This window comes from Nonomuraea gerenzanensis, assembly GCF_020215645.1.
Taxonomy (GTDB): Bacteria; Actinomycetota; Actinomycetes; order Streptosporangiales; family Streptosporangiaceae; genus Nonomuraea; species Nonomuraea gerenzanensis.
Genome location: NZ_CP084058.1, coordinates 7,054,734 through 7,068,559 on the forward strand (window position 1 = coordinate 7,054,734; position 13,826 = coordinate 7,068,559).

Sequence of the window (13,826 nt, forward strand, 5' to 3'; positions counted from 1 at the left end):
CTTCGCAAAGAGTTCTTCGCGAAGAAGTGTTGGCGATTCCTGGATTGGAGTAAACGTCCGATCTGGACATATCATCCGACGCGTGACGCAGACAGACCCGCGCGTGCGGGCGTGGTCGCCCGTGTGCGCGGCCATCGCCAAGCTGCTGGCCCCGCATGCCGAAGTGGTGCTGCACGACCCCGCCACCGACCGCGTCCTGGCCGTCTGGAACCCGCTGACCAGGCGCGGCGCGGGTGACCCGTCGATGCTCGGCGAGCTGGACCGCCTCGACCCGGCCGCCGACGACGTCCACGGCCCGTACGAGAAGACGCTGCCGGACGGGCGGCGGCTCTCCTCCGTCAGCGCCGTGCTGCGCGACGACGGCGGCGAGCCGTCGGCCGTGCTGTGCGTGAACCTCGACCGCACCCCGCTGGAGCAGGCGGCGGCGCTGCTGGCCGCGTTCGCCGCGCCGACCGCGCCGCGCCCCGAGGCCCTGTTCGAGCAGGACTGGACGGATCGGGTGCACCAGGTCGTCGGCGGCTACGTCCGCGAGCACGGGCGCGCCGTCGAGCGGCTGACCCGCGACGACCGCCTCGCCGTGCTGGCCGAGCTGGACGCGGCGGGCGTGTTCGCCGTGCGCCGCGCCGTGCCCGTCGTCGCCGGCGCGCTGAGGACCTCCCGATCCACTTTGTACGCGCTGCTCGCCGACCTCAGAAGGAGCCGACCATGAGCCGACTGCCCGACTTCCGGCTGGAGGTCTACTTCTCCCGCTGGGAGTTCACCGCCCGGCACCACCTGACCGCCTCCGACGCCCAGACCATGAGCATGGCCGAGCTGCTCGCCCTCGCCGGCCCCGACGACCTGCGCGCCTGGGAGACGCTCACCCTCGGCTACACCGAGACGTTCGGCGACCCCGGGCTGCGGCAGGCCATCGCGGAGACGTACGAGCACGTGGGCGCCGACGACGTGATCTGCTTCTCCGGCGCGGAGGAGGCGCTCTACCTCGCCATGCAGGTGCTGCTCGGCCCCGGCGACCACGCCGTCGTGATCACCCCCGACTACCAGGCCGCCGAGACCGTGCCCCTGTCGCTGTGCGAGGTCACCGGCGTCGCCCTCGACCCCGATCACGGCTGGGCGCTCGATCTCGACGCCGTCGAGGCGGCCCTGCGGCCGGGCACCCGCGTGGTGTCGATCAACTTCCCCAACAACCCCACCGGCGCGCTCATCCCCGCCGCCGACCTCGCCCGGCTCGCCACGATGTGCCAGGAGCGCGGCATCCACCTGTTCAGCGACGAGGTCTACCGGGGCCTGGAGCTCGACCCCGCCCGCACGCTGCCGCAGGCCGCCGACCTGTCGCCCACCGCGCTGTCGCTGAACGTCACCTCCAAGTCGCTCGGCCTGCCCGGCCTGCGCATCGGCTGGATCGCCTGCCGCGACCGCGAGCTGCGCGCCCGCCTCGAACGCGCCAAGCACTACACCACCATCTGCAACTCCGCGCCCAGCGAGGTGCTCGCCCGGATCGCGATCAAGGCCAGGGACCGGATCCTGGAGCGCAACCGGGGCATCATCGCCGCGAACCTGCCCCGGTTCGAGGCGTTCTTCACCGAGTTCGGCGACCTGTTCGAGTGGCGCGCGCCCGACGGCGGCTGCGTCGCCTTCCCGCGCTACCTCGGGCGCGACGGCGTCGAGGCGTTCTGCACCCGCCTGGTGGAGCAGGCCGGCGTGCTGCTCCTGCCCGCGAGCATCTACCGCTCGCAGCTCACGGACACGCCCGCCGACCGCTTCAGGATCGGCGTCGGACGCGCCGACCCCGGACCCGCCCTGGACGCCTTCGCCGCCCACCTCAAGGGGCTATGAGCTCGGCAGCACGTCGCGCAGCAGGCGGCGGTTGCCGGGCCGGGGCTTCCACTCCCTCGGGTAGCCGAGCGAGACCTCCTCGAAGCGCACCCCGTCGTACCAGGTCTCGCGCGGGATGTGCAGGTGACCGTAGATCATCGCGGCCGTGCGGTGGCGGCGGTGCCAGTCGCGCGTGGCCGTGGTGCCGCACCACTGCGCGAACTGCGGGTAACGCAGGACGTCCGTCGGCTCGCGTACCAGCGGGTAGTGGTTGACGAACACCAGCGGCACGTCGTCGTCCAGCTCCGCCAGCCGCCGCTGCGTCAGCGCCACCCGGGCACGGCACCAGGCGTCCCGCGAGGGGTACGGGTCGGGGTGCAGCACGTACTCGTCGGTGCAGACCACGCCCGTGCTGTGGGCGTAGGTCAGGGCGCTCTCCTTGGTGTGGTGGCCAGGCGGCAGGAACGTGTAGTCGTACAGGAGGAACAGCGGCACGATCCGCACCGGCCCGCCCGCGCCCGCCCACACCGGATACTCATCCTCCGGCGTGACGACGCCCAGCTCACGGCACATCCGCACCAGGTGCTCGTAACGCGCCACGCCCCGCAGCTCGGGCGGCTCGCCCGGCACCGTCCACAGCTCGTGGTTGCCCGGCACCCACACCACCCGCTCGAACCGGCTCGCCAGCAGGCTCAGCGCCCACGCGATGCCGTCGAGCCGCTCCCCCACGTCGCCCGCCACCAGCAGCCAGTCGCCGGGGGTGACGGGTTTCAGCTCCTCCACGATGGCCCTGTTCTCGGGGTAGCCGATGTGCAGGTCGCTGACCGCCAGCAACCTGCTCGCGCCTGACAGCTCCGCCTCCGCCAAGGGGATCTCCTTCCGGGGGTTCCGGTACGAGCATGCCATGCGCGTTCTCAGCGCAGCATCACATGGCAGGCGAGCTGCAACGCCAGGCGGGTGGCGGCGTCGTCGAGATCGAATCCGGCGGACTTGATGCGGTCCAGCCGGGTGGTGATCGTGTTGCGGTGCACGCCCAGCCGCTCGGCCGCCTTCAGCGCGCCGCCCTCGTCCAGGACCGCGCCCAGCGTCTCCAGCAGCGTGCCGTCCCTGTCGATCGCCAGCAGCGGGCGCAGCACCACCGCCGCCGGCGCCCGCAGCGCGCCCGTCGGGAGCGCGCCGAGCAGCTCCGCCGGGCCGATCCGATCGGCCCGCTGCACCATGCCCGCGCCCGCCACGTACGCCGCCGCCTCCGCCCCGAGCAGCGACTCCGCCATCACGTCCAAGCCCTCCACCTGGGCACCCACTCCCCCGGCGCACGACCACGGCATGCTCAGCAGCACCTGCCGGACGCCTTCCGCCAGCTCGGGCGGGCCCAGCGCCGACCAGCCCGCCCAGCCGTCGCCCCTGGTCATGACCGGGACCTGGCCGAGGGTGGCGGTGATGAGCGTGCAGGCGAGCGGGGCGTCGCCCGGCTCGGTCAGCGGGCGGATCCGGTACGCCGTCAGCGGGCCCCTGACCGGCCAGCCGAGCGCGATCGCGGCGGCCCGCACGCTGCCGTTCGCCGGCGGCTCGGGTTCGGGCGCGGACGCGGGCGTGGGCGTGGACGCGGGTTCGGGTTCGGGTGCGGGCGTGGATTCGGGTGCGGGCGGGGGCGCGGGTTCTGGTTCGGGGGTGGGTGCGGGTTCCGGCTCGGTGAGGACGCGTTCGGCGAGTGACGCCTGCCGGGTGAAGTCGCGCGAGGCGCGCAGGCGTTCATGCGCCGCCCACGCCGTCAGCGGCGCCACCGCCAGCTCCAGCACGGTACGCACCACCGCCGGCCACCCCGGCGACCGCGAAGAACCGGCGGCCACCAGCGTCCCCAGCGCCTCACCGTCGTCGTCGGGCACCACCACCTCGGCCGACCACCGCGCCCGGCCACCGGGCGAGCCCGCCTCCGCGTCGGGCCGCCCCCGCCCGCCCGCCGGATCGCCGAGCGCGTCCCGGCGGCCCGCGAGCGGCAGCCCGTACCGGTCGACGAAGGCGACCGACGTGCCCGGCAGCTCCGCGTTCAGCACCCCGAGCACCCGCCGCGCCGACGCCCCCGCCTCTGCCAGCCTGGTCGCGCAGCGGGCCACGAGCTGGGTGCGGGCCGCGTCGGGACGGGACGCGGCCGACGCCACCCGCACCGCCACGACCAGCGGATCCTCGTCCACGAAGATCAGCGTCACGCCGAGCCGCTCCGCCAGCACCGCCCCCGAGCCCTCGCTCAGCCCGCCCGCCGGCGCGATCACGCACGCCGCCGCCTGCTCCCAGGCCCGGCGCATCGCCATCTCCACCGCCCAGCCGCCGCTGGCCGCCGTCCCGATCAGCACCACCGCCGTGTGCGGCGCGACCGTGGCGAACACCGACGGCTCGTCCACGATCCGCACCCCGCGCACGGGGTTCTCGCCCGCGCCGTACATCCGCGCCCCGGCCAGCGGCCCCGCGTTGACCAGCTCCGCCACCGTGACCGGCGCCTCCCAGCCCGGCCCCCGCACCCCGCTCACAGCGTGATCCCGAACGCGCGCGGCCCGCCCAGCGCCAGCCCCCGGTCCGTGTGCCACACCGGCGCCGCCTTCACCACCATGATGTCCACCTCCAGGCCGGGCTCGGCCTTGTCCACGTCCACCACCATCCCGTCGGCGGTCGAGACCATGCAGATCAGGTCCGGCACGGTCGCCACCACCGCCCCGTCCGCCAGGGCCAGCACGATCTCGTTGTGCGCCTCCAGCCGTACCAGCCGCCGCAGCCCCTCCGACTCCCGCAGCACGATGCTCGACGGCAGCGACGGCAACGCCAGCTCACCCCCGTGCCCGGTGCTGCCCTCCACCGCCTGGATCCGTCCCCGGCACAACGTCCGCACCCCGTACGGCGCCGCCGCCGACCGCGGCGCCCCCGGCTCGCCCGCCCGCATGAGCAGGCTCACCGTGCCCGGCACCAGCACCCGCGCCAGATCCCCCGCCGCCATCGGATAACACGCCGCCACCGCCCACCCACCGACCGACAGCACCACCGGCCGCAGCAGCTCCTCCACCCGGTCGGCCGCCGTCTCCAGCAGCACCAGCTCCCCCGACCCGCCCGCCAGCGCCAGCGGGGCCGCGCTCATCCCGCCCAGCGTGTACGTGGTCTGCTCCACCAGCGGGAACACCCGCCCCGTACCGTCCCCGTCCACCAGCGGCAGCCCCAGCCCGGCAGCCGCGATCAGCGGGATCAGCGCGTTCTCCGCCGCCAGGTTCAGCGCCACCACCGCCCCGGCCCGCTCCCCCAGCCTGCGCTCCAGCGCCCGCACCGCCCGCTCGGGCTCGTCACCGGCAGGCAACTGCTCGCCCAGCGCCGTCGTCGACCCCACCAGGCTGACCACCATGCACAACGTGCCCGGCGCCAGCTCACCGGCCGCCACCAGCTCCACACCCCGCCCGACCACCGACGCCGCCCAGTCGTAGGCCAGGTTGTACGACGACTGCGCCGCCCCCGTCGCGAACAGCCGCGCACCCGCCGAGAACCGGCCGAGCCCCTCCAGATCGATCAACCGGCCCACGGCCGCCCGCCCGCCGTCACCCGCACCCGATACAGGCCGTCCGGCAGGTACGACAGCGGGTTCACCGTGACCTCCTCGATCCCGGCCGACCCCGGCGCCGCCCCCGCGCTGACCACCCGGGTGAGCGCCTCGTCCCTGGCGTCCCGCAGCACCCGGTCCAGCTCCGCCCGGCCCCTGGCCTGCACGATCCGCTCCACGTGCGCCTCCGGCCGCTGGATCGCCACGCCGTACGCGGCCGCCACCCCGTCCGGAACCCTCGCCCCAGGCCCCAGCGCCACGTCGGAGACCCCGTGCTGGATCTCCACGCGGCCCGCGCCCTCGTCGAGCGCCGCCCGCCCCCGCACCAGGCTCGCCGCCGCGCCCCGATCGCACGTCAGCGGAAAGCGCCGGAAGTAGTGCGCCGACACCAGCCCACCCCCCGACCTGGCGAAGTACGCGGGCACCCCCGGCAGCTCCCGCGCCACCTCGTCCGCGATCCGCCCCGCCCCCGGCCCCAGTGCCGCGTTCCGGATCGCGTCCGCCTCCCGCTCCCGCAGCCCCGGATAGCCGAACTCGTACGACAACGTGATCCGCGCCTGCGGCACCTCGGCCGCCACGATCGCCGCCACCGCCAGCTCGTGCTCGGCCAGCATCGGCGAGCCCGTCGCCGTCACCGCGAAGTCCACCAGCCCGCACGTGGCCGCGAACCGCCGCACCGCCTCGGTGTCCAGCGGCGCCAGCGGCCGGCCCGTCACGCTGTGCCCGCCCCGCACGATCGTGGCCACCCCCGACCCCACGACCGGCCGCAACGCCTCCGGGCACGGCCCGCCCACGCGGATCGCCGCCACCGGAGCCGTCGGCACGCCGCCCAGGTCCGCCGCCACGCACACCCGCGACGCCGTCCTGGCCACGCCACGAGCCACCGGCCAGGCCGCGACGCCGCCGCCGACGGCCACGACCGTCGGCGCGGCCTCTGCGAGGGCGACGCCGAGGATCACTCCAGCTCGCGCCCTTCCGTCTCCGGCAACGGCACGGCCAGCAGCGCGGTCGCCACCATGAACGCGTTGATGATCAGCATCGTAGCGGTGAACCCGGTGGCGTTCGCGAGCAGCGCGCCCACCGCCGACGGCGCCACCGTGGTCGCCACGAGCTGCGCCGCCGTGGCCCACGAGTAGCCGGTGCCGCGCAGGGCGGTCGGGTAGAACTCGCCGTTCCAGGTGTTCCAGACGCCCCACGCGCCCATGCTGAAGAACGCCAGCACGAAGTTGCCCGCGTACAGGCCGAAAGAGGACTCGGCGGTGGCGAACCAGAGGCCGCCCAGCGCCGCCGCCACCACGTAGACGAGGAAGACCGGCTTGCGGCCGAACCGGCCGGTCAGCAGCGACGCGCTGACGTACCCGGGGATCATCATCAGCGCGCTCAGCGCGGCGAACCCGAGCGAGGCCGACAACGTCAGGCCGCGCTCCTGCAGCAGCGTGGGCAGCCACGTCTGCAGCCCCCAGTACCCCCAGTTGAAGACGAAGTTCAGCGCCAGCATCACCAGGGTGATCCGCGCCAGCCCGCCCTTGAACAGGTCCAGCGGGCGCCCCACCCGCTCGCTCGCCACCGTGAACGTCGCCTCGGCGTCGGGGCTGCCCAGCGAGCGCAGCACCGCCCGCGCCTCCTCCTGCCGGCCCCGCGCCGCCAGCCAGTACGGCGACTCTGGCACCCACGCCCTGATCGCGAACGCCCACAGCCCCGCCACCGCGCTGGCCACCACCACCACGTGCCAGCCGAGCTCACCCAGCGCCATCGACGCGCCGATCGCGGCGAGCATCCCGATCGGCCACCCGATCGACAGGTACACCGCCGCCCGGCCGCGATGCCGGGTCGGCAGCAGCTCCAGGAAGAACGGGAACGTGATCGTGTAGACCCCGGCCAGCGCCAGCCCCGAGGCCACCCGCAGCGCGATCAGCACCTCCGCGTTCGGCGCGAACGCCGAGGCCAGCGCGACCACCCCGTACGCCAGCAGCGACCAGAACGCCGTCGGCCTGCGCCCGATCCTGTCGGCCACCGGCCCCCACACCAGCACCCCGGGGATCATGCCGAACGCCACCGCCGACAGCACGACCCCGATCCCCGCCTCGCCGAGCCCCAGCTTCGTGCCGAGGTCACCGGAGACGTACACGAGGGCGAGCTGCTCCCACGACTCGATGACGAACGCGACGAACAGCGCCAGCGCGATGAGCACGTGCCTGCGTGTGAACGGCATGCGGTCGAACGCCGCGCCGATCGGCATGGTCGGTGAGTCGATGGCGGTCATGGTGCTCCTACGAAGGGGGGCGGAATCTGGCCGCACCCTACGGCGAGCCCGCACGGCGGGAGCTGTGCGAACCGCCCTGACCAGTGCCCCCGGCCTGTGCGAGCCGCACTGGCGGCCGCCGCTCACCGGCACCCTCCAGCCGGTGCGGGCCGCGCCGCCGCTCCGGGACGCCCGGTGCGGGACGCCCGGTGCGGGCCGCTTCCGTCGCGCGGCCCGCCTGCTCCGGGCGGCCGGGGTAATAACGGCCCCGGGGGTCGCCCGGGCCACAGCTCCACGCCCGGCGCCTTACTCGGTGGATTCCGTCCCGAGCCACCGCCGGAGCATGCCGGTGGCCAGCTCCATGGCCGTCTTGTTGGCGTTCGTGTCGCGCAGCAGGTCGACCATGGCGAAGTCGTGCACCATCCCCGCCAGCCGCACCGCGGTCACGTCGTTGCCCAGCTCGCGCAGCCGTCCGGCGAACGCCTCGCCCTCGTCGCGCAGCACGTCCGCCTCGCCGTTCAGGACGAGCGCGGGCGGCAGGCCGCGCAACTGCTCGTCCTCGGCGCGCAGCGGCGAGGCGTGCGGCTCGGCCCGCTGGGCGGGGTCACTGGTGTACTGGTCCCAGAACCACTTCATCCCGTCGCGGTTGAGGTAGTAGCCGGTGGCGAACTGCTTGTAGGAGCCGGTGTCGAAGTCGGCGTCGGTGACCGGGTAGAACAGCGCCTGGCCGAGCAGCCGCACGTCGCCGCGCTCCTTGGCCATCATGGCCAGCACGATCGACATGTTGCCGCCGACGGAGTCGCCGCACACCGCCATCCGCGACGGGTCGAGGCCCTTCTCCCCGCCGTGCTCCATGACCCACTGGGCGGCGGCGTAGTTCTGCTCGATCTGGGTGGGGTACTTCGCCTCGGGCGCGCGGTCGTACTCGGGGAAGACCACGGCGGCCCCGCAGCGTACGGCGAGCTCGCGCACCAGCCGGTCGTGGGTGCGGGCCGAGCCGAACACCCAGCCGGCGCCGTGGATGTAGAAGATGACCGGCAGCGTGCCGGTGGCGCCCTTGGGCTTGACGATCCGCACCGGGATGACGCCGGTCGGGCCGCCCTGCACCTGGATCCACTCCTCGTCGATCTCGGGCTTGGGCACGTTCGGATCGGACTGGAGCTTCTCCAGGATCTCCCTGCCCTGCTCGGGCGGGAGCTCGTAGATGAAGGGCGGCTTGGCGTTGGCGTCCGCGAACTGCTGTGCCGCCCGCTCCAGCACGACCTGCTTGCTCATCATCGTGGTCATACTGCTCTTGTGCCTGGCCGGCGCTCCAGGCGACCACCGTGACACGTCAAGAGTCCGCCAAGCTCACTCGCGGCCGAGCTCGTGCGCCAGCTCCTCCAGCTCCGCTCCGCCCGCCATGAGCGTGGTCAGCTCCTGGGCGGTGATCTCGCCCTTGCCGTACTCGCCGATGCCGGTACCCCGGTTGAGCAGCAGGAACCGGTCGCCGACCGGGTAGGCGTGATGCGGGTTGTGGGTGATGAAGACGACGCCGAGCCCCCGGTCGCGGGCTCGGGCGATGTAGCGCAGCACCACGCCCGCCTGCTTGACGCCGAGCGCCGAGGTGGGCTCGTCGAGGATGAGGACGCGGGCGCCGAAGTACACGGCCCTGGCGATGGCCACCGACTGCCGCTCGCCGCCGGACAGCGTGCCGACCGGCTGGTCCACGTCCCGGATGTCGATGCCCATGGCGCGCAGCTCCTCGCGGGCCACCCGCCTGGCCTTGGCCACGTCGAACGCGAGCCCCTTGCGCGGCTCGGAGCCGAGGAAGAAGTTCCGCCAGACCGACATGAGCGGGATCATCGCCAGGTCCTGGTAGACGGTGGCGATGCCGCGGTCGAGCGCGTCGCGGGGGCTGGCGAAGCTCACCTCCTGGCCGTCCACCAGGTACGCGCCCGCGTCGTGCCGGTGCACCCCCGACAGGATCTTGATGAGCGTGGACTTGCCGGCGCCGTTGTCGCCGAGCACGCACGTCACCTGCCCTGCCGCCACCCTCATCGACACCTCGCGCAGCGCCAGCACCGAGCCGAACGTCTTGCCGATCCCCCTGGTCTCCAGGATCGCCTGCGGGGTCAATGTCTCACCTCCTCGGCGTACCGCCGCACCAGGCGGTTGGCCAGCGTCGCGAGCAGCAGCATGCCGCCCAGGAAGAACTTGAACCAGTCGGCGTCCCAGCCCAGGAACACGATGCCCTTGTCGGCCATCCCGAAGATGACCGCGCCGATGGCGGCCCCGATGGCGGAGCCGTACCCGCCGGTGAGCAGGCAGCCGCCGATGACGGCGGCGATGATGTAGATGAACTCCTGGCCGATGCCGATGTTGGCCTGCACCGAGGTGTAGCGCAGCGCCAGGATCGAGCCGACCAGCCAGGCCGCGAACGCGGTGGTCATGAACAGCGCGATCTTCGTCCGGGCGGCGGGCACGCCCACCGCGCGGGCGGCCTGCTCGTTGCCGCCCACCGCGAAGATCCAGTTGCCGGCCCTGGAACGCATGAGCACCCAGGTGGCCAGCGCGGTCACCAGGATCCACCACAGGATCGCCACCCGGAACGAGGTGCCGCCGATCTCGAAGGTGCCGGCGAAGATCGCGTTCGCCGCTTCGAAGCCCTCGGCCCGCCGCAGGCCGCTGACCTGCACCGTCCCGGTGATCGCCTTCGTCACGCCGAGGTTGATGCCCTGCAGCATCAGGAACGTGCCGAGCGTCACGATGAAGCTGGGCAGCCGGGTCCGCGTGACGACGAGCCCGTTGGCGAGCCCGACGGCCAGCGCCACGACCAGGCCCACGAGCATGGCCAGCCACACGTTGAAGCCGAACCGGGTGGCCAGCGTGACGAGGATCAGCCCGCTCGTCCCCGTCAGCACGCCCGCCGACAGGTCGAACTCGCCGCCGATCATCAGCAGCGCGACCGCGACCGCCATGATGCCGAGCGTGGCGGCCGGGTCGAGCCAGTTGGCGATGCCGGCCGGCGAGCGGAACACCGGCGACTGCGCGGCGAAGAACACGAACACCGCCACGAGCCCGACCACCGCGCCGAGTTCGGGCCGGATGAGCAGGCGGCGGGCCAGCCCGACGTGGGCGACCCGCTCGTCGCCCGCCGCCTGGGCCGGCACCGTCATCGAGTGCCCGCCTCGGCCAGCTTGGCCACCTGGGAGGCGGTGTCCTTGGTGACGAACCCGGGCCCGGTGTTGACGGCCAGGCCGCCGCCGACCGTGTTCAGGTTCGTCTTGTAGAGCCGGAGGAACGTGATCGGCAGGTAGCCCTGGAGGTACTGCTGCTGGTCCACCGCGAACAGGACCTCGCCGTCGTTGATCGCCGTCACCACGTCGGCCGACAGGTCGAAGGTGGCCAGCTTCGCCTGCGAGCCCGCGTCCTTGATGGCGTCCCTGGCGGCGATCGCGATGGCCGGGTTGAGCGACAGCACGCCGTTGACCTGCTGGTCGGACTGCAGCTTGGCGGTGACCTTGGAGGTGACGTCGGCCAGGTTGCTCACGTCCACCTGCAGCCGCTCGACCGTGCCGCCCAGCGTCTGCTCGGCGCCCTTGCAGCGCTGGTCGAGGCCGACGTTGCCGGCCTCGTGGATCACGCACAGCAGCTTGGTGACCCCGGCCGCCTTGAGCTGCTCGCCCGCGCCGCGCCCGGCCACGTCCTCGGACTGCCCGACGTGCGTGATCGCGCCGAACTCCTTGGACGAGTCGGCCCCCGAGTTGATCGTCACGACGGGGATCTTCGCGGCGACGGCCTTGCCGATGGCCTCCTTCAGCGCGTCCGGATTGGCCATCGACACCACGATGCCGTCCACCTTCTCGGAGACGGCCTGGTCGATGAGCTGCGACTGCTTGGCGGGGTCGCCGTCTCCCTGGTAGGTGACCGTCACCCCGTACTGCTTGCCCGCGGCCTCGGCGCCGTTCTTGACCACGTCCCAGAAGGAGTCGCCGGGGGCGCCGTGGGTGATGACGGCGAAGCTCCCGCCGCCTGTCTGGGGAGCGGCGGCGGAGGTCGCGGGCGGGGCGGCGCTCTGCTGTCCTCCCGCTCCCGAGGAGGAACAGCCGGTCACGGCAAGCGCGCCCAGCAGGGCCAGCACGATCGGGGTACGTCTCACAGGACACCTCCAAGACCAACGGGCTCGCCCTGGTTCTACCTCAATGTCATCTGTTTGTATAGACATGCTGACTTATGCGCGGTACGTTCACTCCGCGTTCACGGTTGTCGATGATCGTGAGGAGATGCCTGTGCGTGCCTTCTTATCCACGGTCCTCCTGCTTGTCACCCCCCTCGCCCCGGCTGCGGCGGAACCCGCCGCCGTCACGGCCGCCACGGAGACACCCCCGCTGTACGACGACGAGGCGGGCGGCTACGCCAACGGCGACGACCCGGCGATCTGGGTGCACCCGACCCGCCGCGGCAGGAGCATCGTGATCACCACGGCCAAGGAGGGCGGCCTGTACGTCTACGCCCTGTCCGGCGCCCAGCTCCAGCACCTGCCCGCCCAGCCGCCGCCCGGCCCCGGCCACGAGCCGGGACGGCTGAACAACGTCGACCTCGTCCGCGGCTTCCGCCTGTCCACCGGCGCCAAGGTGGACCTCGCGATCGCCTCCGACCGAGGCCGCGACCAGCTCCGCGTCTACGCCATCGACCCGGCCGCGGCCGCCGCCGGCCGTCCCCCGCTGACGGACATCACCGACCCCTCGGTGCCGTTCGTCTTCAACGCCACCCAGGAGGAGGTGGACGAGGCGCACACCGCGTACGGGCTGGCCACCAGCGGCACCCGCGTCGTGGTCAGCCGCCGCAACGAGACCACGATCGGCCTGCTCCAGCTCGCCGCCGCCCCCGGCGGCAAGGTCACCTACCACCGCGTCCGCACCCTCGACCTGCCCGCCACCTTCCCCCTCCCGGACGGCACCACCTGGGTCCCGTGCGGCGAGCCCGGGGAGCTGCCGCAGGTCGAAGGCATGGTCGTGGACCGCGGCACCCTGTACGCCGCCCAGGAGGACGTCGGCATCTGGCGCCTGCGCGCCGACCTCACCGGCCGCCCCGTCCTGATGGACAAGGTCAAGGAGTACGGCCGGCAGGACACCTACGACCCGGCGACCGAGGAGTGCCTCCCCGGCCAGGACCGCGGCCACGGCGGATCCCACCTGTCGGCCGACGCCGAGGGCCTGACCGTGTACGAGGACGGGGACGACGGCTACCTGCTGGCCTCCAGCCAGGGCGACGACACCTTCGCCGTCTACGACCGCGACGACAACGACTACGTCGGGCAGTTCCGCGTCGCGGCCGGGAGCCGGGTGGACGGGGCCGAGGTGAGTGATGGGGCGATGGCTACCAGTGCCGCACTGGGGAGCGGGTATCCCGAGGGGATGCTGGTGGTGCATGACGGGGTCGATGCGCCTGGGGACGGGGATCGGGAGGTGACCAACTTCAAGTTCGTGGACTGGCGGTTGGTCGAGGACGCGATCGGCTAGCGTCCGAGTGCTCGGCCGCGGGGCGGGATGTCCGTGCTCCGCGGCCGGCCGGCCTCATCCGCCGCCGATCACGATGATGATGACCGCTCTTTCCAGCGTTGATGTTCTTCCGGCGAGTGCCTTCCGCAGATCCGGCACGTCATGAAGCTCCCTGGGGTCATACGGTTCGATGGACAGGTCCGTGCCTGCCCATCGCTCTGATCGCATCAGAACCCACCCTGGTTTCAGGTCGGCCTCGATCACCCACTCTCGCGCCTGCAAGAGATCAACGGCCTTGTCGATCGCGCCTCGCGAATCCGCCGCACCCACGTCGACGACCAGGAGATTACTGATCTCCGTGCGCCCGCCGACGTCGCTCTTCATCTCGCTCTCACCGTTCACCGCGCCCACGGCGCGGATCTCGTCGAGCGCGCCCGGATCGACCCGCAGGGGTCCCAGGAGCACCCCGCAGCCGACGGCGAGAGGGAGCAGGCAGAGGAGAAGGGCCACCCCGAGGCGACTCCTGAATGACCGCATGGGGCTCATGTTGCCCGAAAGCCCGCTCGGGCGCACCATCGGCCAGATGCAGAAGTCGTAGGCGAAAAAGCAGCCGATGCTTGGTGGTCGGCGCAGCAGGTCGCCTCCACCGGCCATGGCTCGCGAGCCTCGGTCAGGCAGGCGTCGGAGCCGTCCGTCCCGGGCAGGCTTGAAG

At 72.9% G+C, this 13,826-nt stretch carries 13 protein-coding genes; 3 read left to right on the forward strand and 10 right to left on the reverse strand.

Annotation, left to right across the window (positions count from 1 at the left end; all coding sequences use genetic code 11):
* Positions 1-82: 82 nt before the first annotated feature.
* Positions 83-709, forward strand: coding sequence for a helix-turn-helix transcriptional regulator (locus tag LCN96_RS32965; protein WP_225266329.1), 627 nt, complete (start codon positions 83-85; stop codon positions 707-709).
* On the forward strand, positions 706-1,836 hold the full coding sequence (locus tag LCN96_RS32970) for an aminotransferase class I/II-fold pyridoxal phosphate-dependent enzyme (protein ID WP_225266330.1): 1,131 nt from the start codon (positions 706-708) through the stop codon (positions 1,834-1,836). The genes LCN96_RS32965 and LCN96_RS32970 overlap by 4 nt, the downstream gene beginning before the upstream one ends.
* Here LCN96_RS32970 and LCN96_RS32975 read toward each other — a convergent pair.
* The 9 genes from LCN96_RS32975 to LCN96_RS33015 all read right to left on the reverse strand — a co-directional run bounded on the left by LCN96_RS32975 (position 1,831) and on the right by LCN96_RS33015 (position 11,772).
* Positions 1,831-2,682: a metallophosphoesterase family protein gene (locus LCN96_RS32975; protein WP_311131971.1), complete on the reverse strand. Its 852-nt coding sequence runs from the start codon at positions 2,680-2,682 to the stop codon at positions 1,831-1,833. The two genes, LCN96_RS32970 and LCN96_RS32975, sit on opposite strands and share 6 nt — an antisense overlap.
* Positions 2,683-2,729: 47 nt before the next feature.
* The gene (locus LCN96_RS32980) at positions 2,730-4,340 is read right to left on the reverse strand and encodes a PucR family transcriptional regulator (RefSeq protein WP_225266331.1); all 1,611 of its coding nucleotides are present in this window, start codon (positions 4,338-4,340) and stop codon (positions 2,730-2,732) included.
* Positions 4,337-5,362: a DUF917 domain-containing protein gene (locus tag LCN96_RS32985; protein ID WP_225266332.1), complete on the reverse strand. Its 1,026-nt coding sequence runs from the start codon at positions 5,360-5,362 to the stop codon at positions 4,337-4,339. The genes LCN96_RS32980 and LCN96_RS32985 overlap by 4 nt, the downstream gene beginning before the upstream one ends.
* Complete coding sequence (locus LCN96_RS32990; protein ID WP_225266333.1) at positions 5,359-6,348, reverse strand: hypothetical protein; 990 nt, start codon at positions 6,346-6,348, stop codon at positions 5,359-5,361. The genes LCN96_RS32985 and LCN96_RS32990 overlap by 4 nt, the downstream gene beginning before the upstream one ends.
* Complete coding sequence (locus tag LCN96_RS32995; RefSeq protein ID WP_225266334.1) at positions 6,345-7,652, reverse strand: MFS transporter; 1,308 nt, start codon at positions 7,650-7,652, stop codon at positions 6,345-6,347. Before LCN96_RS32995 ends, LCN96_RS32990 begins: the two co-directional genes overlap by 4 nt.
* A 285-nt stretch (positions 7,653-7,937) precedes the next feature.
* Complete coding sequence (locus tag LCN96_RS33000) at positions 7,938-8,909, reverse strand: alpha/beta hydrolase (protein ID WP_225276109.1); 972 nt, start codon at positions 8,907-8,909, stop codon at positions 7,938-7,940.
* A gap of 72 nt (positions 8,910-8,981) precedes the next feature.
* Positions 8,982-9,749: an ATP-binding cassette domain-containing protein gene (locus LCN96_RS33005; RefSeq protein ID WP_225266335.1), complete on the reverse strand. Its 768-nt coding sequence runs from the start codon at positions 9,747-9,749 to the stop codon at positions 8,982-8,984.
* Entirely contained in the window at positions 9,746-10,789 is a 1,044-nt protein-coding gene (locus LCN96_RS33010; protein ID WP_225266336.1) for an ABC transporter permease, read from the reverse strand. The genes LCN96_RS33005 and LCN96_RS33010 overlap by 4 nt, the downstream gene beginning before the upstream one ends.
* Positions 10,786-11,772, reverse strand: a complete 987-nt coding sequence (locus tag LCN96_RS33015; protein WP_225266337.1) for a sugar ABC transporter substrate-binding protein — start codon at positions 11,770-11,772, stop codon at positions 10,786-10,788. Before LCN96_RS33015 ends, LCN96_RS33010 begins: the two co-directional genes overlap by 4 nt.
* 124 nt (positions 11,773-11,896) lie before the next feature.
* On the opposite strand from LCN96_RS33015, the gene LCN96_RS33020 reads away from it, so the two are divergent.
* Positions 11,897-13,135 (forward strand): phytase, encoded by a 1,239-nt coding sequence (locus tag LCN96_RS33020; RefSeq protein WP_311131974.1) that lies wholly within the window; start codon positions 11,897-11,899, stop codon positions 13,133-13,135.
* Between the two features lie 54 nt (positions 13,136-13,189).
* Here the strand turns inward: LCN96_RS33020 and LCN96_RS33025 are convergent, their stop codons facing one another.
* Positions 13,190-13,768: a hypothetical protein gene (locus tag LCN96_RS33025; RefSeq protein WP_225266339.1), complete on the reverse strand. Its 579-nt coding sequence runs from the start codon at positions 13,766-13,768 to the stop codon at positions 13,190-13,192.
* Positions 13,769-13,826 lie beyond the last annotated feature (58 nt).

Bases quoted from the DNA above. Each gene is read 5' to 3' on its own strand.
- LCN96_RS32970 (WP_225266330.1), top strand. From the start codon at position 706: ATGAGCCGACTGCCCGACTTCCGGCTGGAGGTCTACTTCTCCCGCTGG.
- LCN96_RS32995 (WP_225266334.1), bottom strand. From the start codon at position 7,652: ATGACCGCCATCGACTCACCGACCATGCCGATCGGCGCGGCGTTCGAC.
- LCN96_RS33000 (WP_225276109.1), bottom strand. From the start codon at position 8,909: ATGATGAGCAAGCAGGTCGTGCTGGAGCGGGCGGCACAGCAGTTCGCG.
- LCN96_RS33010 (WP_225266336.1), bottom strand. From the start codon at position 10,789: ATGACGGTGCCGGCCCAGGCGGCGGGCGACGAGCGGGTCGCCCACGTC.
- LCN96_RS33020 (WP_311131974.1), top strand. From the start codon at position 11,897: ATGCCTGTGCGTGCCTTCTTATCCACGGTCCTCCTGCTTGTCACCCCC.
- LCN96_RS33025 (WP_225266339.1), bottom strand. From the start codon at position 13,768: ATGGCCGGTGGAGGCGACCTGCTGCGCCGACCACCAAGCATCGGCTGC.